This is a genomic window from Paenibacillus sp. J2R1T-4 (genome assembly GCF_059692235.1).
In genome coordinates this window covers 188,953-210,510 of the sequence record NZ_JCAUBA010000011.1, presented here as the reverse complement: position 1 = coordinate 210,510, position 21,558 = coordinate 188,953, and the positions used below count along the sequence as shown (strand labels likewise).

Here is a 21,558-nt window from a genome sequence, read left to right as displayed (position 1 = left end):
TCATAGATTAATTGTACATATCTATAGGTGTAAGGATGGTGTACAAGTGAAGATCACCGTAGTGACCGCTGTTTATAATGGAGAAGCTTACCTCGAATCGTCCATTAATAGTATCCTGACCCAGACTCATAGGAAGTTGAGGTATATCATTGTGAATGACGGTTCGACAGATCGCACGAAGAGTGTTCTGGATGAAATTAAGGATGATCGGGTCCGTATTATTCATTTAACTCAGAATCGAGGGGCCGCAAACGCTCTCAACCTCGCCATCCAAAAAGCAAAAAGTGACTGGATTGCTATCCATGACGCAGATGACATCAGTCTGCCGCTAAGACTGGAGGAACAATCCAATTATGTGAAGTCCAATCCTGACGTGATCGCAGTAGGCGCTCTAGTCAAGAGTATATCCGGGAAAAAATCGATCCCCGAACAAAACCTCTTAAATGTGGATGGATTCTACAATTCCTGTATATCCCGAAACGAACTCCTGAATATTCGATATGAAAGATGCCCGTTGTGTCATGGCTCCGTTATGTTCTCCAAAAATGCATTCCTGAAAGCAGGGGGCTATAATACCGAGTACAAGGTGGCATACGATTATGATTTGTGGATGCGCATGTTCGAGATCGGAGCGATCGACAAGCTTCAAAAGGTTCTTTATCAATACCGCGTCCATGACTCCTCCCTTTCCCACTCGAATTGGGAAGTGATGTTGAATGAAAAGCTAAGGAGTTCATTTGCTGCGATTCGGAGGCGCTATGCGGCAGAACCTTTACCGAAATTCGTTGTGTTCGGTCCACAGGAAAGCTGCATCAATCTGATGAATTCTATTATTCCTTCAAGCGGAGTCGAAGTGCTCCGTTACTTCAAATATAACAAGATAGAGGAGAAAATGGTCAACGCCAGCGAAATGTTTAAAAGCAAAGAGATTAACGGAATTGTTGTGCTTGATTGTCCAAAGAAATCGAAAATCAAGCAATATTTGCTAAAACAAGGCATGCGCATGAACCTTGATTTGTTTCTCCTGTAACCAGCTTAAAATCCAATTAAATATAACCAAGGATTGACTGGACTATTCCACGGAGCATAAGGCACCAATCGTTGCATTTCCAGATCGGGGCGCACAAAAATAGTCCCCTTGTTGTTCAGCATACTTGCCGTATAGGAAAAGGTGCTGTTAGATATAGCCAATATGTCGCATTGGGACAGAATATAATGATCTGGATAAAACTCTGCCTCCGGGAAAGAGGGAAATAAGTCCTTGGCTGTAATCGGCTTGTACTCGGAGAAATCGCGGAGAACGCTGTTCGGTTCATCGCTTGCTATGAAAAGGATCGGTTCCTCGAGTTTCGCCCAAATCGACTTCAGCCATTCCTGATACCAAGAGCATGGAGTTGGAAAATGCAGCTTCCCATAAATTTCGTGATTCGTGCGAAGCAGGTAATCCCCTCTTCTTATATGCAGCCCAACCAACGTCTTTCCTTTCGAACGCAGCTTCCCAATCCCGTTGCCCAGCTCTTCCTGTATCTTTGGGATAGGTGTGAACAAGGAACAGAAATACTTTTTATAGGGGGCGTAGTACTGGGTGTGGAATTGAAAGTAACCCCAGAAATCCACATTGACATATAGAGGGTTTGAGGCTGTCAATAAGACCTCTTTATCCGAAATGTGATTCTCATATACTCTAGGGAGTCTTCTGCGAATTGGTTTGTCGCTATGGCCGTATAAGTGCTGCCCGATCCAAGTTGGGGTTCGCACGCGTAGACGGTAGCGTTTGGCGTAAATTTTCAGAAAAGCATACTGAAAGAGCTGGTTCCCGAATCGACCGTTCTCCCCCAATGATGTCATGGTGATCAGAGGAATATTTGGTTTCTGAAGATTGTCCGTCACCATGAAGTGTTCCAGCTATGAAAAGAGAGAGTATTGTATCTTCTGGACAGCTTCTGCGTTTGTAGCCCCATCGTCTGTTCCAAGAGGGGCCGCCGCAAGCTTTTGTTACGCCAGTACTTTAACCTAACATGCCCAGGGTATGTGGACAGAACGAAATTCCCATACGTTTCGTAATCCGAGAATCCAGAATGGGTAGTCCTGTCGATGTTTTGCAGAATAGCCTTATGCCATGAGGTATTCCATCTTTGTTCAATGGTTTTCTTTAATTTGGCCACTTTGAGTTTCTCGAATAGCATATAGTGCGTACAGAATGACTTGGAAGAAGAAGGAGTGATTCCCAGCAACTTCTCGTAGGTGGTGAAATAAGGCGGATGGTATTCGTCTGCCGTATGAAAAATTACTCTTCCTCGGTGCTCGAAGCAATTGGGTCGTATAAACACCGTATCGGAATCAATGACCAGATAATGCTCCTGTTCACTTATTTGGTCGCCATTCAGTTTGATGAGTTGCTGAAGAATCCAACCGGATCGATCGATACCGTTTGCCGTATAGGCGATATCTGCCTTTGTGATGGGCAGGGATTTGTTTTCATCAATATGAATACATCCGTGGTTTTTGCAAAACTCTTTTAAGGCGTGATCATTAGGAGAAACAATATATATGTTATGGATCGGGTGTTTGATATATTGTCGGGCACCTTCTACTACATAAGGAAGAACGTCCAAGTCTTTGTTGAGGGAGGGAATGATTATATCTATCTTGGTGTTGCTCCAAACGGGCTTCTTCAAGAGCTTGCCTCCTTTCGAATGGATTTTCCATAGCTCTTATCCATGTTATAGGCTAAATAAATTTCGGTTCACGACAAGGCCTTTTTTTAGAAAATAGCGTGTCGTGGTTTCCAGTAACCTGTGATAAAGTTGGATGATGCCGTCAATCTCCCCGCGCTCAAGCAACTTGCAGATCGATTCGGCTTGATCCTCTATATCAGAGTGTATATAGGAATGAACATGAATTTGACACGTAGAAGCCACGTTTTTTTTCATAATGTGACATACCTGCTTATTGCCTATCACGATAAGACGAGGAGGTTGGGTACCTTGACTTAGCTCGAACTGCTTCAGTCTTTGTACGCAGCATCTCAGTTTTTCGATATAGGTAGTAGTTCCGTTAAGATGGGATAGAGACTCCTCATGAAGTCTGTAGTGATATAAGACTTTACGCATCTTTTGAATCGGACCTAGCTGAAAAAGCTTTAACCATAAATCGTAATCGTAGGTGATTTTGTACCTGGTGTCGTATCCTCCCGCTTCTAAGAACTTCGCTTTTGAGATCATGGCAGTCCCATGGCATAACGGACAAATGGAATACCTCTCCTTGTACATTTTCTTCCTCCCTGTGCGATTCAACAACTTTTCCGCTCGCTCCAGGTGATCGGTTGGAATATTCTTATCTCCGATGCAAGAAATTCGTGTTCCTAGTGCCGCAATCTTGGGATGGTCTCCAACATACTTAGCTTGAATGGCTAATCGGTCAGGGTGACTCCAATCATCGGCATCCTGAATGGCAATCCATTTCCCTGATGACTGCTGGACCGCATAATTCATAGCTTTAGCAGTTCCGCCGTTCGGGGAAAGACGGAAAATCTTCATCCTTGAGTCCGAGAAGCTTTGAAGAATGTCCCACGTAGAGTCGGTTGACCCGTCATCGACGACAATTAACTCGAAATCATTGTATGTTTGTCCCAGGATGCTGTTAATGGAGTGTTCTACGTACTGTTCACCATTATAGACTGCCATTACAACAGATATATTCATGCTGCTACCTCCGGCGGACAAGAATTTAGTCATTCACCCCAATTATGAGTAGATTAGTTTATTTGTATGAGTTGCACACCGGGAGTGAAAGGGATAAGTGCGGACAAAACCGGGTATTTGGACTGTGGAAATAAAATGACATAAGGAATGCGCAGCTTTAATTCCCTGTAAAGTTCGCATCGCCGTAAGGTTTAATGCAACCACAGTAACTGCGTAACCGTATGAAAAGACTAGGAAGATCAGACTCCTCCAGAACAGGAAAGGGGTAATAAATGTGAGACAGAAATGGATTCAATGGATCATGGTCGTATCCGTTCTATCAGGCATTGCCTGGTTGGGTGGACTGTCCTGGACACTTCAGGATTACTTCCGTGACATCCCGCCCACATTAGAGGCTCCTCCGAAGCCGTCTGCAACACCTGCCGTGACATCTGCACCCGCGGCCCAGGAAGGCAGCTTTCGCGTTCTAGCGTTAGGAGATTCGCTCGCGAGGGGGACAGGAGACCCCGACGGAAAAGGATTCGTGGGATATATGGCGGACGAATTGAAGAGCAAGACGAAGCAAGAGATTGTGATAGATAATTATGGTGTAAATGGACAAACCTCTACTCAACTGGCCGCAACCCTTGGTCAAAGCCAACTGCAGCAGCAAGTGAAAGCAGCTAACGTTCTTGTGCTGAGCATAGGCGGGAATGACCTCTTCCTGGGCGGAGAGACGCTTGGCAACTTGAATCCGCAAAGGATCAAAGAAATCGAAGATAAGTATTTGACTCAGTTGGGTGCCATACTTAAACAGCTTCGGGAGCTGAATGCCAATGCCCGAATTTTCCTGATTGGACTATATAATCCGTTCATAGAGCTGCAGGATACCGTGACCACGACTAAGATCGTAAGAGATTGGAATTACAAGGCTGCCGAGATTGCTGCGCAATATCCGCAGGCTGTGCTTGTCCCTACCTTTGATCTTTTTCAATTGAAAGTACAGGATTACCTGGCGCGCGATTTGTTCCACCCCAATGCCGCTGGATATCGGCTGATCGGCGAACGGGTAGCTTCACTAATAACATGGTAAAAGGGGGTGGGCATATGAGCGAGATTACATTGTCGGTCCGAGGCTTGCGCAAAGTAATTGGCAAACGAGAGATCATTCAGAGCTTGTCCTTCGAATTGAAGCGGGGTGAGGTATTCGGGTTCCTTGGACCGAACGGGGCCGGGAAAACAACGACGATCCGTATGCTGGTGGGTCTCATCAAGCCAACGGCAGGCACGATTCAAGTATGCGGATATGATATTCACAAGCAATTTCCGGAGGCTATGGGCAACCTTGGTTGCATTGTAGAGAATCCGGAGCTTTATTCCTATTTGACCGGCTGGAACAACCTGCAATATTTTGCCCGGATGGTGAAAGGGATTGATGATGCGAGGATTAAGGAAGTCGTCGCTCTTGTTGGATTAACCGCGAGAATTCACGATAAAGTGAAGACTTACTCGCTCGGAATGCGGCAAAGACTTGGTATTGCTCAGGCATTGCTTGGGAATCCGAAGGTGCTCATATTGGACGAGCCGACTAATGGGCTAGATCCTTCAGGGATCCGCGAGATGCGAGAATTCATTCGCTATTTGGCTGAGAAGCAAGGTCTGAGTGTATTGGTATCCAGTCACTTGTTAAGTGAAATTCAATTGATGTGTGATCGGGTTGCTATTATTGCCAAAGGTCAGGTTGTTCGGGTGGACACGGTTCATAACCTGCTCGCCCAGCAGGAAAGGATAAGCTGGCGGCTGTCTCCTCAATCGGAAGGCATTCGAGTGCTGCAGCAGCTTACGGGAGGCGTCGAGACGCGAGGAGAGCTGGTGTTGACTCCGTATAACGAGCAAGAGGTCGGTCTCTGGAATCAAGCACTAGTCGAAGCAGGAGTAACTGTGACGGAGATGAGCCGTAAGCTCCCTTCTCTGGAGGATCTGTTCATCGAGCTGACAGGAGGGCAAAGCATTGATTAATCTAGTGTATAACGAAATGATCAAGCTAATGGGAAAGCGTAGACTCGTAGTGGTGGTGCTGATCCTAACGATCCTGATCTCGCTGTTCACGTATGCCCAATACCGTCAGGCGGAGGAGAACCAGAAGCGGTTCGGGAATGTAGATTGGAGAGTTGCTCTGGAGCAACGCATTGCAGGTTGGGAGAATCGCTTGACGAGCAGCCGGACATCGGAGGAGTCAAAGGAAGAGCTTCAAATCCGCATCGCGCAGCAACGCTATTATCTGGACTATGACATTAATCCCTCGGAGCCTGGAGCACCAACCTTCGTGCGAGGGTTCGTAGAGAACGGGATTAGCCTGTTGTTGCCCTTAATGATGATGGTAATAGCTGCCGATCTTGTCTCCTCGGAGCATAGCGCCGGTACGATTAAGGTGCTGTTAACACGTTCCGTCCGACGATGGCGAATTTTACTGAGCAAATATTGGGCTTTAACATTGTCCGTCTCCTTGATTATCACTATGTTCGGGCTGTTGTCCGCCGGTATATCGGGACTCGTCTTCGGCTTCCAAGGGTGGACCGCCCCTGTGCTGACGGGATTCTCTGTTACGGACGGCCAGCTGGATGCGACGAGGCTGCACTTGGTGCCGCAATGGCAATATATTCTGATGGAGCTCGGACTGGCCTGGTTCGTCTCGCTCGTGGTAGCCACGATCACGTTCATGCTCTCGGTATTAGTCCGAAGCACGGCGGCGGTGATGGGGATTATGCTGGCCTGCCTTATAGCAGGGACGATTCTGAGCGCCATGGTGGCCTCGTGGGAATCGGCGAAGTATTTGTTCATGGTCAATCTGGAGCTGATCGATTATCTTGAGGACGCAGCTCCGCCGATTGAAGGGATGTCGCTTGGCTTTTCCTTGCTGGTGCTGTTGATTTGGGGTGCGTCGGCACTTGTGATATCCTTTATTTCTTTTACAAGACGAGATGTGTATTAAACAGTAGCAGCTCCTCAATCGTTCAATGATACATTGTGTGAAGTGTACAGGAATCCCGCCTCTCTATGTGGAATTTACACAATAGGACATAGATGGAGGTGGACTGGCATGATGACGAATTATAAGAACCTTTGGAATAGGCTAGTAACGGGTTTATTGGTTATTTCTTTGAGTGTGGCGATGCTGCTCGTTGTGCCTGAGCCTGCTAAGGCAGACTTTTATGATACACGCGGCCATTGGGCTGCGGATACAGTGAACTGGGGAGTTTCCCTGAAGCTTGTGAACGGTTATGAGGATGGGGGATTTCACCCGGATCAGGTAGTAACCGAAGCTGAATTTCTCGCTATGCTATTGCGGACTTTCGCATTGATGAATAGCGGATACGTAGAGACGCTTACTCCTTGGTACGGAGCCTACTTTCAATACGCTTCCGGGCAAAACTGGCCAGTCGAGCTGTCAAGGGCCAACGAATATTATCAGCGCGGGGAAGTTGCAAGGCTTATTGCCGCTACACAAGGACAGCAGTTGAAGGTGGATGAATCCATCTCATTCCTGCTGCAGCATAAGCTGGTCCAGGGCAAAACGGCAGCTACTGTCGATGGATTCGGCAAGTATGATACACTGACGCGGGCAGAATCTCTGCAGCTGATCCGCAATCTGGTCGACAAGCGCTTAACGCTGATGGCCGCTCCTCCAGGGGATCCCGTCGTCAGTCCGACGCAACCAGCTTTTGCGGTGCGCGGTGTTGCGATTGGAGATACGGAGAGCTCGGTTACGCTCCGCTTAGGTCAGCCGCAAAGAGTCGATGCGAGCGAGTATGCCTTCCATTGGTATATTTATAACGCAGATTATAATAATTATGCTCAGATCGGAATACTAGATGGGGAAGTCGTAGCTATATATTCGAATGCTGCTAACTGGTCTACGGACAAGGATATTAGGGTAGGCAGTACTAGCGTTCAAGTCAAAGCGGCCTATGGAACCCAGTTGAGAGATATGCTTAAAGGGAATATTCGGTTTCAATTGGAGGAAGTAGAGAATGAGCCCACTTACCTTTTAGACGGCAACTATGTTACGATATTCTTGGATGCTCACGATAGTAAGAAGGCGGCAGCACTGCTTGTGATCAAGAAGCAAGTGGAAGACGGGAAGGCCGGATATTATGGTGCGCCAAGTGATGCTCTACGCGATGCCTATGAGAGACAATCGTTTGATCTGGCCAACGTATCCCGCTTGAAATTCGGCAAGAAGGTATTCAATTGGAACGATGCAGTTGCAGGGACAGCACGTAAACATAGCGAAGACATGGCGAATAATAAGTATTTTGACCATGAGAATTTGTCAGGGAAAAGCCCATTCGACCGCATGAAGGATGACGGAATCAAGTTCACCAGGGCAGCTGAGAACATTGCAGCAGGGCAGACTAGCGCGATATTCGCGCATAGCGGATGGATGAACTCCTTGGGGCATCGCCTGAACGTCCTGGGGGAAACTACGCAGCTTGGTGTAGGTGTTTATTTTGGTGGAACGATGAAAATCTACTATACGCAAAATTTCTTCACACCATAGGACACTATTATTGGAAGAGGGATGAAAGATGAGTGGGGCAACGTACAAGAATTGCCAAAGCTGTGGAATGCCGTTAGCGCGTGATGAGAAGGGCGGAGGCACAGAAGCAGACGGCTCGAAGAGCGGCAAGTACTGCAGCCACTGCTACGAGGCGGGAAGCTTCGTGCTTCCCGACCTGACGGCCGATCAGATGAAGGAGCGCGTGAAGCAGAAACTGGTGGAATTCGGTTTCCCGAAGTTTCTAACCGGGTTGTTCACGAGAAACATCCCTAAGCTGGAGCGGTGGAGGCATTAAGTGGTGCGAGTGAGGTAAGAAGCAAGGGTAAGGAGAAGCCATCCCGTGACGTTTGTGTCATGCGGATGGTTTTTTTTATCCCTTATCCCTGCTGTCAGCCTCGTTGCAACGAAACCAAACACCTGGGGAAACGTACTGTATTATTACAGTTACAAGGAGGCCGACATATGGAGGATCTAATCGAATCCCAGCTTGAATCGGTTGTGCCTATTTTTTTCGCTGCTTTGTTTTCTTTTGTATTTGCTAATTTCATTCCTCTACTGGTCGCTGTGCTCGTTATATTGCTGGTAATCCTATTCTTCGTGCTTAAGGCCAAGCATTCCCACACAACCCGACTATTGAAGCAAGCAACGCAATTACAGCAGGAGACAGCCGCTCAACTGAGCGGGGTATTAGTTTCAACGGATACGTTCCGTGATCTGGATTTAGGATTAGCGGAGGGAGAGACAGAAGGAAGATTGCGCCATATGCAAGAATCTGCTCTTGCCCTTCATCAACAATCCCAACAGCTAGCTGGTAAGCTAAATGCCAATCGACCCGCATTCTTTTCATTATTGGAGCCCTTACATCACGCCAAGTTGTTGGTGCATGAGGCTGAGGATTTGCGCCATCGTGTGCAACGCTATCTTCAGGATATGTCGAGCATCGGACAATCCGTGAAGAAGGCGAATCAACAGATGCGACAGCTGGACAATCAGTTAAAGGCAGTGACCGAGTTGATTAACCAGCTAGTGATGCAGACTGGCTTCCCGTTAGATGTGTTGAAGGAGCAGTTGGAGCAAACAACCCTGACAGTCAGCCAGTTAGATAAGCTTACGGCATTTGATTCTTTGCAAGCAGAGCCTGAGCTAGCCAAGCTTGGTCGATCCATAGATGCCTTGCAGAAGAGAACGGAAGAGCATGGTAAGAATATATCCCTTTTTATGCAGATGCTTGAACGCGTGAAGAAAGCTGAGCAGCAATGGCAGCTGCAGTTCGATGGGGGACAGCCTCCCGTTCAGGGAGCCGACCTCAACGAGATCCTGCAGAAGAAGAATTTGATCGTCGAACAGGTGGAGGCATCGCTGCGTGCTGGTCGTCAAGTAGATCTTCGTGCTGCGGCATTGGATATAGAGGCAATCATGCGAGAAGTGTCGCAGATGATGCATACGGACAGACCGCAATGATTTGTGAATAGAATCCTATCAACTAGGATTCAAATACCAATAGAACCTAGCGCGATGATCTCCCCGATCATCGTAACTAGGTTCTTCTTTTATTACGGAGGCTCTCGAGCTTGCTTATTGAGTTCAAGCAGTTGCTGCAATTTTTTTGATCAGACAAAATCATGTTCGATATATTGATTATGTTCGAGTATAATGATACCATCCAATCGATTGAATACTGTAGCTTGGGGGCTATCGCATGAGAATTATTGATATTACCGGAGTGATCCAAGACGGAATGTGGAATTACGCAGCGCCCTTTCCTGCATTTCATATAAGACCCTTAGATAAAGTACCGTGGGTAGATGTGGATGTGTATTGCGAGGTGTTCGAAGGGATGCACTCGCAAACGGGCACTTATCTGGAGACGCCTGCCCACTACTTTGGTAATGAACATGGGGAGCTAGTAGCGGATATTCCCGTGGAGCGTCTATTCCAGCTTCCTTGCACCATTCTGAAGCTCGAAGAGAATACGTTCTCAATCACAGGACCCAGTCATCCGATTGATGTAAATCAGTTGGAAGCTTGTTCGGGGAGCCAGAGCATCACGGAAGGCAGAGCTATTCTGGTAGCGACTGGATGGGGCAAGCATTGGATGGATGCATGTTATCTGGAGCATTCCCCTCACTTTACCTATGATGCTATGCAGTGGCTTATCGCCAAGAAGCCCTGTCTATTGGGCACGGACTTCCCGCGATGGGATAATCCCAAGAGCTCGGAAGGATTCTTCAACGATTTTTATGAAGCCGACATTCTTATGCTGGCCCCTTGTGTGAACCTGGAGAAGATTCAAGAAGTGAATGCCCGGCTTACAGCACTTCCGCTGCGTATCGCGGGTACGAGCGCGGTTCCTTGCCGTGCAATAGTAGTTGTTGAACAGGAGGCAATCGCAAATGCACAGGGTGAATAAGACCAGTATGCTCGCAGACTTGGCATTTATGGGCGTAGGGAGGGGCGATCTTGTCCTTGTGCATAGCTCTCTGACCAGTATGGGTTATGTGGAAGGAGGCGCGGCTGCAGTAGTCGAGGCTCTTCTGGAGGCAGTCGGAGAAGAAGGAACGATCGTGATGTCTACCCTGACGATGTGGGCGGAGCCTTTTGATGCAGGTCGAACTCCTTCTGCTGTAGGCAAAATATCGGAAATTTTCCGCTTGCGAAGCGATGCTCATCGAAGTCTGCATCCCGTCCATTCGGTTGCGGCCGTGGGGAAGCATGCGGAATGGATTACATCTGGCCATGACCTATGCACAACGGGATGTGGACTCGGCTCCCCTTACTACAAAATCAAGGATATGGGCGGCAAGGTCATGCTGCTCGGCGTAGATATGGACCGAAATACGATCATGCATTGTCTCGAAGAGGAGATTGATGCCCGTTATCTTCTAACCTTGGACATTCCTGCACCTACCTATATCGATGGGTACGAGCAAAAGACGTTCACATTGAAGAAGTTCCCGCCTGGACATAGAGATTTTCTCCGCTTTACACCGGAGCTGCGCAAACGGGACGCTCTGGTGGAAGGGAGAATGGGGAATGCCGTTGTTAAGGTAATGGAGGTACAGCGGTTATTCGACATTGGGCTGGAGCTGCTTCGGAGCGATCCCTTATTCTTCATTTGCCATAATCTGCATTGCAATTTCTGCCAATGGTCCAGGCTGCTTTATTCGCAAGACCGGACTGATTCCTCGCGCCACCAGGGAATGGGCTGCTCGGATCCTACCTGTGAAATATGCGTAATAGAATAACTATAGAATAAGGTGACGGTCATATGTATAATTTCAGTCTCTTGGTAGACGATTCAGTATCGACCAGCTTGGAGAATAAGATCCAAGTGTGCAATGAGCTGTTAATCACGAATATGGAGATCGAGGATGGTCCTGAAGGCGCATCCATTTCTCAGATGAATGGCGAACAGTTAGAGGCATGCAGGCATCTACTCATCGATAATCATAAAAAAATTGTGCTCCTTAGCGGCAGCAAACCTGCTTCCGATTCTGAATATTATAAGCGATTGTTCACCAAAGCTTACATGCTGAATGTAGAGAGTATCAAAGTGCAAGCATCTGAAGGAGGTAGCGAAGAGGGAATTGCAACTCTGATCGATAGCATCAGAGACTTACTTCCTATAGCACAAAGCACGGGCATCAAGCTTGTAATCGAGAATAAAACGGCTTCGATTTTGTCCGATGACCGTCAGCTAACCGAGGTTTACAAGCCTATCAAGACAGAGCAAACGGGAATCATTTTTAATCCGCTAGAGTTCGTCAGAAGGAAGGCACATCCTTTTTTTCATTCCTTTTATAATAGCAAGCTGAAAGACGAGATATGTTTTCTACGCGTCCAGGATGGCTTATTCGGTGACGGCTCAGCCGTTCTGCCCGGGGAAGGGAATGCGGAGCTTAAGGAGATGGCGTCGATCCTTCTTAAGCGATCCTTCAACGGGTACTTCTCCTTTACACCGTATCTGGGACAGACGGATGTTGCTCAGTATAGAAGAACTATGGAACAATTCAAAAAAATGCTGAAGGAGCTATGAATGGATTTCCTACAGCTGGCTCAAATCCAGTCGATATCGATTGCCCGAAACCGTTAAGATTCGCTTCGTTTGCAGTTCAGCCAGTACTTGGAAGACGAGAGGTTTGGAAACGCCGGCCAACTGGGATAACTCATCGTAATTGAGATTAATCTTGACATGAACGAATGTCCCTACCCGATTGCCGTGATCATTAGCGAGCTTGACCAGGTTCTTCACAACTCTTTGCTTGGCATCCATGTATGTGAGGTCATGAACCTGCTGGTTCGTCTCACGGAGCCTTAGGCTCAATTGTTTGAGAATACTGAGATTTAAATCGAAATGCTCCTTCAACAAGATCTGAAAATTGCGCGCAAATAAAGAGATGACCGTTGTCTCTTCGATCGCTTGAGCTGTGGCTGATCTTGGTTTGCCATCGAGTAAAGCGAGCTCTCCAAAACTATCGCCCGCTGTGAGAATGGACATAATCTTGTCTTCACCCTGACTATTCGAGGTGTAAATCTTAACAGCACCTGAGAGGACCAGATAGAAGACCGTACCCTCTTCGTTCTCACGAAAAAGAATGGTTCCAGGCTTGTAGGTGCGCGTTGTACACTTATTCGCAACACTTTGCAGCTGAAAATGATCTAGGTTGGAGAATAGCGAGATTCCGCGAAGTAAATCAATCATAAGGGCCTCCTGAAGGCAAGTAGTATTAGGAACATGGCCGTCTGTTTCTTCATAAGCTGTAGGGTGAAGAACGACGGGGGGCAATTCAAGTGCCAGCACAAGCTTCAGATACTAAATTTGATATTCAAACCGCTATATTCCTTGCGGCCGTATGTGGGCAAGCTTATTGTCAATTCGATAATCCGAATGGGGAATTCCTGGTTCCTGCTGGATATAAAGTTGCCTTATCCTTTAAGGCACTTTCTTTTGACGGTGTCTCGGAGTGGTTCGGGTTTATTCTCGAGTCCAAGGAGCAGATCATCGTTGCTTTCCGCGGTACGAGCTCGACCGCAGATTGGGCCTCCAACGCTCTTGCACGTCAGGAGAAGTTCAAGTGTGTGCCTAATTCTGGTTGGACCCATTACGGGTTCACACAGATTTATTATTCGGTGCGCTCTACTATTCAGTCAGTTATGAAGAAATTGTCAGAGCGGAAGATCCTCTACGTAACGGGGCATAGCCTCGGTGGAGCACTTGCCACTTTATGCGCCATGGATTTGGCCGAGAACACGAAGTTCAAGAACCCTTGTGTGTACACGTACGGCTCTCCAAGAGTAGGCGATCCCACATTCGCCAAAGCTTATTCAGCCAAGATTGCTTGCAGTCACCGAATAGCTAACAAATACGACCTGGTTACACACTTGCCGCCCATCGTCTACAAACAACCTCGAGAAGATCAATATTTCTACTATATGCATGTCAAGCAGGATTACGAGCTGCAATTCAAGAACGGTTCTGTTGCCGATAACCACAAAATCGAAGACTATTTTCAAGCCTTGTCTCGATTAGATCCGATGTATACAGAGAATATGTGTAAGAAGAATGTTGGTTATTGTCCCTAAAAGTTGAGATTATGAGTTGCTCCCACAATGACTGCTCAAAATTGCTGCAGCCGCGCGCACGCGCTCAGGATCAAGCGGACCGAGTGGATTACAATCACGCCGGACCCCGGTTCCCATATGGATCTCTTCGATGCCAGTTGCCGTAAGGAATGCATCAAGCGTATCCAATGTGATTCCCCCGCCTGCTAATACGCAGATGGACGTTCCATTAGAGGCTTCTCTGAGCTCTTGGATGCGGGCAATAGCTTGCAGCACACTGGGTTGTCCCCCTGATGTGAGGATTCGTGAGATTTCAGGGTAAGCGCTCAGCCTTCGCAGGGCTTCCAGTTGATCCGCAATTTCATCAAATGCTCTGTGAAATGTAACCGATAGCCCGTCACTGACGTCAAGCAGCTTCTTCAAGGTTGCTTCGTCGATTTGATTGTCGCGGGTCAGGGGACCAAGTACAATACCTGCCGCCTGCAGTCCGCGGATCGTTCCGATATCCGACAGCATAGCCTCTACATCGTAAGCGTCGTAACAAAATGTATTCGCATGAGGACGCACCATTACATGTACGGGGATACTGACAGCAGAAACCACCTGTTCGATCAGACCGTAGCTCGGGGTAACCCCGCCTTCGCAGATGCCGGAGATCAGCTCAATTCGATGAGCCCCGTTCCGTTCAGCAATGATGGCATCCGATACAGACGTGGCGATGACTTCCAGAATCATATTAATCCTCCGCAGTGTTTGTGATGGATGGACAAGCCAAAAATGAATATTTTGACCTATCCATGTTGTTAATTATAGTGGAAAATAGTTGAAAAAGTAAGTCATAGTAGTATAAAAGACCTAAATAAATAATGAAGGGGTGCGAAATTATTCCCACCCCTTCTTGTGTATTAGATTAAGGTTTCGCCGTCATAGGAGGTAATGATCTTGTACAGATCCGGTCGACGATCGCGGAATATACCCCATTCGATCCGTCCGACTTCTAATTGATCAAGGTCGAATTCGGCGATCAATACCGTTTCCTCTGATCGGCCGGCCTCTGCCACCATGTTCCCTTGTGGACCGGCAATGAACGAGGACCCGTAGAAGGTGATCTTGGATTCCTCATCCTCTTCAACACCAACACGATTAGAGGCAATGACCGGTATCAGGTTCGAAGCCGCATGGCCGCGCATACACATTTGCCAGTGATCCTTGGAATCAATCCCTCCGTCTTGCGGCTCTGAGCCGATAGCGGTAGGGTAAAAGAGCAGCTCAGCGCCCATGAGCGCCATACATCTGGCTGCCTCCGGGTACCACTGATCCCAACACACGCCTACTCCTATCTTGGCGTAGCGGGTATTCCATACCTTGAATCCCGTGTCCCCGGGATTGAAATAAAATTTCTCCTCATAGCCGGGACCGTCTGGAATATGACTCTTGCGATATTTGCCGAGCACGGACCCATCAGCATCAATAACAGCAAGGGAGTTGTAACGAGCATAGTTCTTCTTCTCATAGAAGCTGATCGGTAACACAACATTCAGCTCCTTGGCAATGGAGCGGAAATGGTTCACCGCTTTGTTGTGTTCCATTTCCGCTGCGTATACATAATAATCCGACTTCTCTTTCTGGCAGAAGTAGGGAGTCTCGAACAGCTCTTGCAATTGTATGATTTGCGCGCCTTGAGAGGCTGCGCTTCTGACGAGCGCTTCCGCTTTGCTTATGTTTTCCTCGATATTGGTCGAGCAGCTCATTTGAGTAGCCGCCACTTTCACCATGCGCAAGGTAATCCCTCTTTTCTATACAGAATAACAACAACGTACAGTCACTGCAATTACTTCCCAGAAGGCATTTGTTGAGTTGTACAGTGTACATTTCCGCCCTCGCGGATGATAGCCATGCCATTCACTTTACGGATACGTCGGTCTGGGAACGTCTCACTTAACACTTTCTCGGCCAACTGATCCGCCTCTTCGGCCGCCCCCCCGAACACAGGTAGAACAATCCCGTCGTTCACGAAATAGAAGTTGAGGTAGCTGAGTGTTAACCGGTTATCTTCATAGCTGGCGATCGGCGGCTGTTGGATTGGAATAATTGTGAGCTTCCTGCCTTGCGCATCCGTAGCCTCACCGAGAATGCGCAGGTTCTCTTGGGTAATCGCATAATTGTCATCTTCAGGATCATCGCACACCTGAACAATAATTTTACCCGGAGCAGCGAAGCAAGCTACATTATCTACGTGGCCATCGGTTTCGTCTCCGCTTAAGCCTTGCTTCAGCCAAATCACTTTGCTTATGTTCAAATAATTCTTAAGGTGTTCCTCAATCTGCTCACGCATCATGTCTGGATTGCGGTTCGGGTTAAGCAGACACTCCTCGGTTGTAAGCAGCGTGCCTTCTCCATCGACATGAATCGATCCGCCCTCCATAACAAGGGGAGCATCGAATCGGCGTACTCCGAATTGCTCCAGCAGCTGCGGGGCGACGTCATCGTCGAGATCCCAAGGAGCGTACTTGCCGCCCCAGGCATTGAACCGCCAGTTAACTCCGGCAATAACACCCTTATCATCCACTACGAAGGTGGGTCCATTATCCCGGAACCAGGCGTCGTTGTGGGGAATCGGTAACCGTTCAATTTGGGGTGAATCTGCGAAGAAGCTTCCAACGTATTCGGCATCCTCAGGGTTAACGATTATGGTGACTAGTTCAAACTCGGCAATCGCCTTCGCGATCTCGGCATAACCTTGGCATACAGCTTCGTAATCATCAGGATAAACCATAGAGGACTGGACCGGCCAGGACAGGAAGGTGCGTGTATGCGTTGCCCACTCGGGGGGCATGGAATAGTTCAAGTCTTTTGGATACATGGCATTCATCTCACTTTATTAGTTCATTTTGATTGGATCCAACTCAAGGCATGTACTTACACATCATATAACAAATAACAGCCTGTCTCAATATGGGGCCCCTCACATAAGGATCCGGAGGCTATCCACTACCGAATACCGGTTGGGCAAAATGTTACGGTCGAGTACTTCTTGTGATATGCTAGTAAAGCATGTGAGACTTGCAACGGGTATAGGAAGATGATCAAGAACATCCAAGTAAAGTGTAGGTGTATGGCAACCATGAATGTAGCGGACATCCTGTCCAATATCACGGAGGAGAACCTGCGGAATTTGCTAGAGCAATACCGGTCCTTCGGGCCCATTCCAGGCCTATTATTAACGTTTATGAAATCATTCATCCCTCCGCTGCCTACTCTGCTCATTGTGGGAGTGAATGCGGCTGTATATGGTTTATGGTTAGGTTTTCTCTATTCCTGGATCGGGATAGTGAGCGGATGTATGGTAACTTTTCTCATCGTGCGGCGGATAGCGGGTCATCCTTATCTATTGCGCTGGGCGCAGAAGCCTAAAGTGCAGAAAAGCATGCGGTGGGTTAAGAGAAATGCATTCAGCTATGTATTCCTGCTCAGCATGTTCCCGGTTGGTCCTTTCGTGGTAATTAACATGGCTGCTGGGCTGGCGCGGATGCGGATCCGATCTTTTCTAATAGCGGTCTTGTGCGGAAAAGCAATCATGGTTCTCTCGGTTTCTTACATTGGTCATGATTTATCGCGATTTATAGAGCAACCATTCTTGCTAATATACGTGGTGTTGTTTCTCGCGCTCTCCTTAATCATCAGCAAGCAGATCGAAGCGCGTTACACCAGAACGAACCCTCCCGAACAGCATGAAAAAGGAATTTGAAATAGGCCAGAAGGAAAGGAAGCACACCAAAGTGAAAATCAAAGTTATCATTGCCGACGATAATTCTTTTATCCGGGAAGGCATGCGAATAATTCTAAGCACCTTCGAAGAATTCGAAGTGTTAGCCACTGTGGATGACGGTCAACAGGCAGTCGACTATTGTCTTCAGCATCAAGTAGACGTGGCCCTCTTGGACATACGCATGCCTAATATGAACGGAGTGGAAGCGACCAGGCTCATAGCTGAACAGACCCGAACGAAGCCGCTCATTCTGACGACCTTCGATGAGGATGAATATATTCTGAGTGCGATCAAAAACGGAGCAAGAGGGTATCTGCTTAAAAACAATGAACCGGAGCGAATCCGCGATGCGCTTGTCAGCGTTCATAATGGTAATAATGTGCTGCAGGATGTAGTTCTAGAGAAGCTCAAATCCAGCCTGACGGAAGAGAAGGCAGCCGATTCGAAGCTGGACCTCAGCATGTTCACCGAGAGGGAGCAAGCGGTTATGTCGCTTATCTCCAAGGGGCTTTCCAACAAAGAGATTTCGAAGCACTTATTCATCTCCGAAGGTACAGTAGCGAACTACATTACGTCCATCTTGGGCAAAACAGGGCTCGAGCATAGAACCCAGATCGCGATTTCTTATTTGACAGGGAAAGTGGAATTTTGAGGGATCGATTATGGAAATATGGATCATTCTTACGAAGCTGGCAGCCATCATTTTCATTGCGGTTAGCTATATTGTAACAAGTGAAACGGCGCTCCCTTGGTTGGTATTGGCCACCCTTGTTTATTTCAGTCTTAATATCGCCATTTATTTAGTCAAGAAGCCTGTAGTGAAGCACTTGCTAGGAGTGTCCTCGATCTTGACGACGGTTGTGTTCTATGCCCAGATCCATCCGTTATTTATCCTATTGATTCCCATAAGCTTGTACGAAGTAACGGCATCCTACATACAAAAGCCCTGGTTAATCGCCATCCTAGCCCTTGCTCCGACTATATGGATCGAGACAGAAATTCGTACTCTATACGGGTTAATCACCATCCTGGCCTTCATCATCCACACCATGAACAAGCGATACTCGGACCGATTGCAGCATTTGGAAGAAGTGCTTACGAAAATGCGTCTGGATATGCAGCAGGCAACGAAGAGTCTGAATGAGAATCATGCTTACATGAAGCAGTCGGAGTATACGATTAAGCTGGAAGAACGGAATCGATTGTCCCAAGCGATTCATGATCAGATCGGCCATTCTATGACAGGTGCGTTAATCCAGATGGAAGCCTCCAAGCGATTAATGCGATCCGATGAGGAGAAGGCAGCCCTTCTATTACAGAATGCGATTCAGATTTCCAAAGAAGGCATTGAAAGCATTCGACTGACCCTCAAAGACCTCAAGCCGCCGATGGAGCAGCTAGGGATTAACCGAATGAAACTGCTCGTGGATGATTTGGCAGCCAGACATCAGATCCAACCTTCCCTTGTCTACAGAGGCGATCTTGAGGTTATCACACCGTTGCAATGGACCATTATTCAGGAGAATACGACAGAAGCTATAACAAATGCGATGAAGTATTCGGCAGCTCGGAATATATCCATCGATATTCATGTGTTGAATAAGTTTGTCAAAGTGGAAGTGAAGGATGATGGGAAGGGAACGCAGAAGATCAAAAAAGGGTTAGGCATCATCGGGATGGAAGAGCGGACCGCCTCCATTCATGGGACTATTATTATAGACGGTACTCAAGGCTTCTCTGTCACGATGCTGATCCCGATTCAGGTTGGGTGAGGGAATGACCTCTCTCATCATCAAAATGTGAATATTCTCATGGGAAAGAGATGAACTTCTGCACTGACTCAGAGTCATCTCTTTTCTTTATACTTACATCATAATCCTATTACGAGGTGAGACCATGAACGTGTTGGAAATCAAGAAGTTAACAAGAAAGTTTGATGATTTCATAGCAGTGGACAATATGTCCTTAACTATAGCTGAGGGCGAAATATTCGGGTTTCTTGGGGCGAACGGGGCTGGGAAGAGCACTACGATTAATATGATCGCCGGGTTGCTGCGCATTCATGAAGGCGAAATCCTGATCTTGGGCAAGAACATTGTAAGGCATAGCAAATTTGCCAAAAGCAACATAGGGATCGTCCCGCAGGACATAGCCATCTATGAGAATTTAACAGCCTATGAAAATGTACGATTTTTTGCAGGTTTGTATGGAATAAGAGGGGCAGATCTGCATGATCGTGTTGTGGAGGCTCTAGACTTTGTTGGACTAGGGGATAAACATAAGAGCTTTCCGGCGAATTTCTCAGGCGGGATGAAAAGAAGGCTGAACATAGCTTGTGCGATCGCGCACCGACCTAAGCTGATTATTATGGACGAACCTACCGTAGGGATCGATCCTCACTCCAGAAACTACATCCTTCAATCCGTTCGCAAGCTTAATGAAATGGGCAGCACAATCATTTACACAAGCCACTACATGGAAGAGGTGGAGGAGATCTGCACCCGAATCGCCATTGTGGACCATGGAAAAATCATCGCTGAAGGCACCAAGGAGCAGCTGAAAGCGATCATCACCGATACAAAGGAAGTATGGCTGGAAGTGAAGTCAACGGAGTCCGTGAATGCCGATAAACTAAAAGCTATTCCCGGGGTTAGAACGGTGGCGATAGAGGAGAATCTGATCAAGATTAGCTCGGACATAGAAGTTAACAACTTGAATAAACTCATCCAACATCTGATCGCCCACGAGATTGAAATTCGATCTGTAGAGGAGCAAGCCCCTAATCTGGAGACCGTATTCTTGACATTGACCGGGCGACACTTGCGTGATTAAGCTGCATCAAGAAAGGAGATACAACAACCTTGAATACTTGGAATATAGCTCTCAAAGAAATTAAAAGTGTAATGCGAGACTCAAGGACATTGATATTCATGCTGGCCTTTCCGATTGTTCTTATGTTGATCCTGGGTACGGCACTATCGAATGTGTTCAAGAATGAGATTCGATTGGATGAAGTGCAAGTGTTATACAAGGATATGAGCAAAGGGGTAGTAACCCAACAATTCGAGTCGTTCACCAAGGAGGTAGCGGGTTCCGGCATCCAATTCACCAAGGCTGCTGGAGATGTAGACGGAGCGAAGGAAGTGGAGCAGAATCATTACACGGCTTATGTGGAGCTTAAGGATAGCGGGATTGATCTATACGGAAGCGGGAGAAACACAGTGGAAAGCAGCATTGTGGAAGGGATGCTTCATGCATTTGTAGGCAAATACAATGTTGCGGTGGAAGTGGTGAAGGCAGATCCGAGGCTGTTGGATGAGGTTGTTGGAACGCCTCCGTCGGCTAACGGTTATATTCAAGAATCTTCCTTGCAGGCTGACAAGAAACCAGGCTCAATGGACTATTACGCCCTTGTGATGACCACGATGATTGCTATGTATGCGGCAATGCCCGCCAGCTCCTTGCTCCGAGGGGAACGCAACCGTAAGACAGCGGACCGATTGCTTGCGTCTCCCATTAGTAAAAGTGAACTGTTCGTAGGTAAAATACTTGGCTCCCTGGCCATTCAATTCCTTGGTGTTCTGATCGTGGTAGCATTCAGCAAATATGTGTTTCATGCCTATTGGGGAGAGCATATGGGGATCGTTATCCTTGTATTGTTGACCGAAATGCTGCTAGCCATCAGCTTCGGATTAGTCGTTAGCTATATTTCCACGGGAGTCCATGCCAGTATGATCTTGATGATTGTCGTGCAGGTGTCTTCCTTCCTGGGCGGTACTTACTTTTACATTGGCGATACGGAAGGGATAGCCTCCCTTGTTACGAATCTCTCGCCGCTTCGTTGGGTGAATCAAGCTCTTACCCGCGTTATTTATGAGAATGATCTGTCGGCGGCCATACCGGTTGTGTGTTTAAATGTAGGGCTCGCGGCCTTGTTCCTGCTGCTAACCCGCCTGTCGCTGCACAGAAGGGAGGGGCTATAA

General features: G+C 47.4%; 23 protein-coding genes. 16 read left to right on the top strand and 7 right to left on the bottom strand.

What is annotated here, in order from left to right:
* Window positions 1-46: 46 nt before the first annotated feature.
* Window positions 47-1,030, top strand: a complete 984-nt coding sequence (locus tag AC58QD_RS19355; protein WP_497336256.1) for a glycosyltransferase family 2 protein — start codon at window positions 47-49, stop codon at window positions 1,028-1,030.
* 5 nt (window positions 1,031-1,035) lie between these two features.
* On the opposite strand, the gene AC58QD_RS19350 is transcribed toward AC58QD_RS19355, so the two are convergent.
* From AC58QD_RS19350 to AC58QD_RS19340, 3 genes are read right to left on the bottom strand one after another with little or no spacing between them, the layout of a single operon-like run.
* Window positions 1,036-1,893: an alpha-1,2-fucosyltransferase gene (locus AC58QD_RS19350; RefSeq protein WP_497336254.1), complete on the bottom strand. Its 858-nt coding sequence runs from the start codon at window positions 1,891-1,893 to the stop codon at window positions 1,036-1,038.
* Window positions 1,887-2,678, bottom strand: a complete 792-nt coding sequence (locus tag AC58QD_RS19345) for a DUF6492 family protein (RefSeq protein ID WP_497336252.1) — start codon at window positions 2,676-2,678, stop codon at window positions 1,887-1,889. Before AC58QD_RS19345 ends, AC58QD_RS19350 begins: the two co-directional genes overlap by 7 nt.
* Before the next feature lie 45 nt (window positions 2,679-2,723).
* Complete coding sequence (locus AC58QD_RS19340) at window positions 2,724-3,704, bottom strand: glycosyltransferase family 2 protein (protein ID WP_497336250.1); 981 nt, start codon at window positions 3,702-3,704, stop codon at window positions 2,724-2,726.
* Between the two features lie 274 nt (window positions 3,705-3,978).
* On the opposite strand from AC58QD_RS19340, the gene AC58QD_RS19335 reads away from it, so the two are divergent.
* The 9 genes from AC58QD_RS19335 to AC58QD_RS19295 all read left to right on the top strand — a co-directional run bounded on the left by AC58QD_RS19335 (window position 3,979) and on the right by AC58QD_RS19295 (window position 12,280).
* Complete coding sequence (locus AC58QD_RS19335; RefSeq protein WP_497336248.1) at window positions 3,979-4,776, top strand: GDSL-type esterase/lipase family protein; 798 nt, start codon at window positions 3,979-3,981, stop codon at window positions 4,774-4,776.
* A 14-nt stretch (window positions 4,777-4,790) separates the two neighbouring features.
* On the top strand, window positions 4,791-5,702 hold the full coding sequence (locus AC58QD_RS19330; protein WP_497336246.1) for an ABC transporter ATP-binding protein: 912 nt from the start codon (window positions 4,791-4,793) through the stop codon (window positions 5,700-5,702).
* Window positions 5,695-6,675, top strand: a complete 981-nt coding sequence (locus tag AC58QD_RS19325) for an ABC transporter permease (protein WP_497336244.1) — start codon at window positions 5,695-5,697, stop codon at window positions 6,673-6,675. Before AC58QD_RS19330 ends, AC58QD_RS19325 begins: the two co-directional genes overlap by 8 nt.
* A 108-nt stretch (window positions 6,676-6,783) precedes the next feature.
* Complete coding sequence (locus tag AC58QD_RS19320; protein ID WP_497336242.1) at window positions 6,784-8,244, top strand: CAP-associated domain-containing protein; 1,461 nt, start codon at window positions 6,784-6,786, stop codon at window positions 8,242-8,244.
* Window positions 8,245-8,272: 28 nt separating this feature from the next.
* Window positions 8,273-8,539, top strand: coding sequence for a zinc ribbon domain-containing protein (locus AC58QD_RS19315; protein ID WP_497336240.1), 267 nt, complete (start codon window positions 8,273-8,275; stop codon window positions 8,537-8,539).
* Window positions 8,540-8,706: 167 nt separating this feature from the next.
* Window positions 8,707-9,705, top strand: a complete 999-nt coding sequence (locus AC58QD_RS19310) for a Med9 domain-containing protein (RefSeq protein WP_497336238.1) — start codon at window positions 8,707-8,709, stop codon at window positions 9,703-9,705.
* A gap of 238 nt (window positions 9,706-9,943) precedes the next feature.
* Entirely contained in the window at window positions 9,944-10,654 is a 711-nt protein-coding gene (locus tag AC58QD_RS19305) for a cyclase family protein (protein ID WP_497336236.1), read from the top strand.
* Window positions 10,638-11,489, top strand: coding sequence for an AAC(3) family N-acetyltransferase (locus AC58QD_RS19300; protein ID WP_497336234.1), 852 nt, complete (start codon window positions 10,638-10,640; stop codon window positions 11,487-11,489). Before AC58QD_RS19305 ends, AC58QD_RS19300 begins: the two co-directional genes overlap by 17 nt.
* A 23-nt stretch (window positions 11,490-11,512) precedes the next feature.
* Window positions 11,513-12,280 carry a sugar phosphate isomerase/epimerase family protein gene (locus AC58QD_RS19295; RefSeq protein ID WP_497336232.1) on the top strand — a complete coding sequence of 256 codons (768 nt, stop codon included), beginning with the start codon at window positions 11,513-11,515 and terminating at the stop codon, window positions 12,278-12,280.
* A gap of 9 nt (window positions 12,281-12,289) precedes the next feature.
* Here AC58QD_RS19295 and AC58QD_RS19290 read toward each other — a convergent pair whose 3' ends face one another.
* Window positions 12,290-12,946, bottom strand: a complete 657-nt coding sequence (locus tag AC58QD_RS19290; RefSeq protein WP_497336230.1) for a Crp/Fnr family transcriptional regulator — start codon at window positions 12,944-12,946, stop codon at window positions 12,290-12,292.
* Between the two features lie 89 nt (window positions 12,947-13,035).
* On the opposite strand from AC58QD_RS19290, the gene AC58QD_RS19285 reads away from it, so the two are divergent.
* Complete coding sequence (locus AC58QD_RS19285; protein WP_497336228.1) at window positions 13,036-13,827, top strand: lipase family protein; 792 nt, start codon at window positions 13,036-13,038, stop codon at window positions 13,825-13,827.
* Window positions 13,828-13,836: 9 nt separating this feature from the next.
* Here AC58QD_RS19285 and AC58QD_RS19280 read toward each other — a convergent pair whose 3' ends face one another.
* The 3 genes from AC58QD_RS19280 to AC58QD_RS19270 all read right to left on the bottom strand — a co-directional run bounded on the left by AC58QD_RS19280 (window position 13,837) and on the right by AC58QD_RS19270 (window position 16,669).
* On the bottom strand, window positions 13,837-14,541 hold the full coding sequence (locus AC58QD_RS19280; RefSeq protein ID WP_497336226.1) for a copper homeostasis protein CutC: 705 nt from the start codon (window positions 14,539-14,541) through the stop codon (window positions 13,837-13,839).
* Window positions 14,542-14,711: 170 nt separating this feature from the next.
* Window positions 14,712-15,587 carry an N-carbamoylputrescine amidase gene (gene aguB, locus AC58QD_RS19275; RefSeq protein ID WP_497336224.1) on the bottom strand — a complete coding sequence of 292 codons (876 nt, stop codon included), beginning with the start codon at window positions 15,585-15,587 and terminating at the stop codon, window positions 14,712-14,714.
* A 50-nt stretch (window positions 15,588-15,637) separates the two neighbouring features.
* Window positions 15,638-16,669, bottom strand: a complete 1,032-nt coding sequence (locus AC58QD_RS19270; RefSeq protein ID WP_497336222.1) for an agmatine deiminase family protein — start codon at window positions 16,667-16,669, stop codon at window positions 15,638-15,640.
* A gap of 261 nt (window positions 16,670-16,930) precedes the next feature.
* Here AC58QD_RS19270 and AC58QD_RS19265 point away from each other — a divergent pair, with 261 nt between their 5' ends.
* The 5 genes from AC58QD_RS19265 to AC58QD_RS19245 all read left to right on the top strand — a co-directional run bounded on the left by AC58QD_RS19265 (window position 16,931) and on the right by AC58QD_RS19245 (window position 21,558).
* Entirely contained in the window at window positions 16,931-17,554 is a 624-nt protein-coding gene (locus AC58QD_RS19265) for a TVP38/TMEM64 family protein (RefSeq protein WP_497336220.1), read from the top strand.
* On the top strand, window positions 17,538-18,227 hold the full coding sequence (locus AC58QD_RS19260; protein WP_497336218.1) for a response regulator transcription factor: 690 nt from the start codon (window positions 17,538-17,540) through the stop codon (window positions 18,225-18,227). Before AC58QD_RS19265 ends, AC58QD_RS19260 begins: the two co-directional genes overlap by 17 nt.
* A gap of 10 nt (window positions 18,228-18,237) precedes the next feature.
* Window positions 18,238-19,347, top strand: coding sequence for a sensor histidine kinase (locus AC58QD_RS19255; protein WP_497336216.1), 1,110 nt, complete (start codon window positions 18,238-18,240; stop codon window positions 19,345-19,347).
* Between the two features lie 124 nt (window positions 19,348-19,471).
* Window positions 19,472-20,407 carry an ABC transporter ATP-binding protein gene (locus AC58QD_RS19250; protein WP_497336214.1) on the top strand — a complete coding sequence of 312 codons (936 nt, stop codon included), beginning with the start codon at window positions 19,472-19,474 and terminating at the stop codon, window positions 20,405-20,407.
* Window positions 20,408-20,436: 29 nt separating this feature from the next.
* Window positions 20,437-21,558, top strand: coding sequence for an ABC transporter permease (locus AC58QD_RS19245; RefSeq protein ID WP_497336212.1), 1,122 nt, complete (start codon window positions 20,437-20,439; stop codon window positions 21,556-21,558).

What these genes read in the sequence shown, in the direction of transcription:
- AC58QD_RS19295 (WP_497336232.1), top strand. Translation starts at nt 11,513, where the DNA reads ATGTATAATTTCAGTCTCTTGGTAGACGATTCAGTATCGACCAGCTTG.
- AC58QD_RS19265 (WP_497336220.1), top strand. Translation starts at nt 16,931, where the DNA reads ATGAATGTAGCGGACATCCTGTCCAATATCACGGAGGAGAACCTGCGG.
- AC58QD_RS19300 (WP_497336234.1), top strand. Translation starts at nt 10,638, where the DNA reads ATGCACAGGGTGAATAAGACCAGTATGCTCGCAGACTTGGCATTTATG.
- AC58QD_RS19305 (WP_497336236.1), top strand. Translation starts at nt 9,944, where the DNA reads ATGAGAATTATTGATATTACCGGAGTGATCCAAGACGGAATGTGGAAT.
- AC58QD_RS19315 (WP_497336240.1), top strand. Translation starts at nt 8,273, where the DNA reads ATGAGTGGGGCAACGTACAAGAATTGCCAAAGCTGTGGAATGCCGTTA.
- AC58QD_RS19350 (WP_497336254.1), bottom strand. Translation starts at nt 1,893, where the DNA reads ATGGTGACGGACAATCTTCAGAAACCAAATATTCCTCTGATCACCATG.
- AC58QD_RS19330 (WP_497336246.1), top strand. Translation starts at nt 4,791, where the DNA reads ATGAGCGAGATTACATTGTCGGTCCGAGGCTTGCGCAAAGTAATTGGC.
- AC58QD_RS19250 (WP_497336214.1), top strand. Translation starts at nt 19,472, where the DNA reads ATGAACGTGTTGGAAATCAAGAAGTTAACAAGAAAGTTTGATGATTTC.
- AC58QD_RS19340 (WP_497336250.1), bottom strand. Translation starts at nt 3,704, where the DNA reads ATGAATATATCTGTTGTAATGGCAGTCTATAATGGTGAACAGTACGTA.
- AC58QD_RS19310 (WP_497336238.1), top strand. Translation starts at nt 8,707, where the DNA reads ATGGAGGATCTAATCGAATCCCAGCTTGAATCGGTTGTGCCTATTTTT.
- AC58QD_RS19280 (WP_497336226.1), bottom strand. Translation starts at nt 14,541, where the DNA reads ATGATTCTGGAAGTCATCGCCACGTCTGTATCGGATGCCATCATTGCT.
- AC58QD_RS19255 (WP_497336216.1), top strand. Translation starts at nt 18,238, where the DNA reads ATGGAAATATGGATCATTCTTACGAAGCTGGCAGCCATCATTTTCATT.
- AC58QD_RS19260 (WP_497336218.1), top strand. Translation starts at nt 17,538, where the DNA reads ATGAAAAAGGAATTTGAAATAGGCCAGAAGGAAAGGAAGCACACCAAA.
- AC58QD_RS19270 (WP_497336222.1), bottom strand. Translation starts at nt 16,669, where the DNA reads ATGTATCCAAAAGACTTGAACTATTCCATGCCCCCCGAGTGGGCAACG.
- AC58QD_RS19320 (WP_497336242.1), top strand. Translation starts at nt 6,784, where the DNA reads ATGATGACGAATTATAAGAACCTTTGGAATAGGCTAGTAACGGGTTTA.
- AC58QD_RS19290 (WP_497336230.1), bottom strand. Translation starts at nt 12,946, where the DNA reads ATGATTGATTTACTTCGCGGAATCTCGCTATTCTCCAACCTAGATCAT.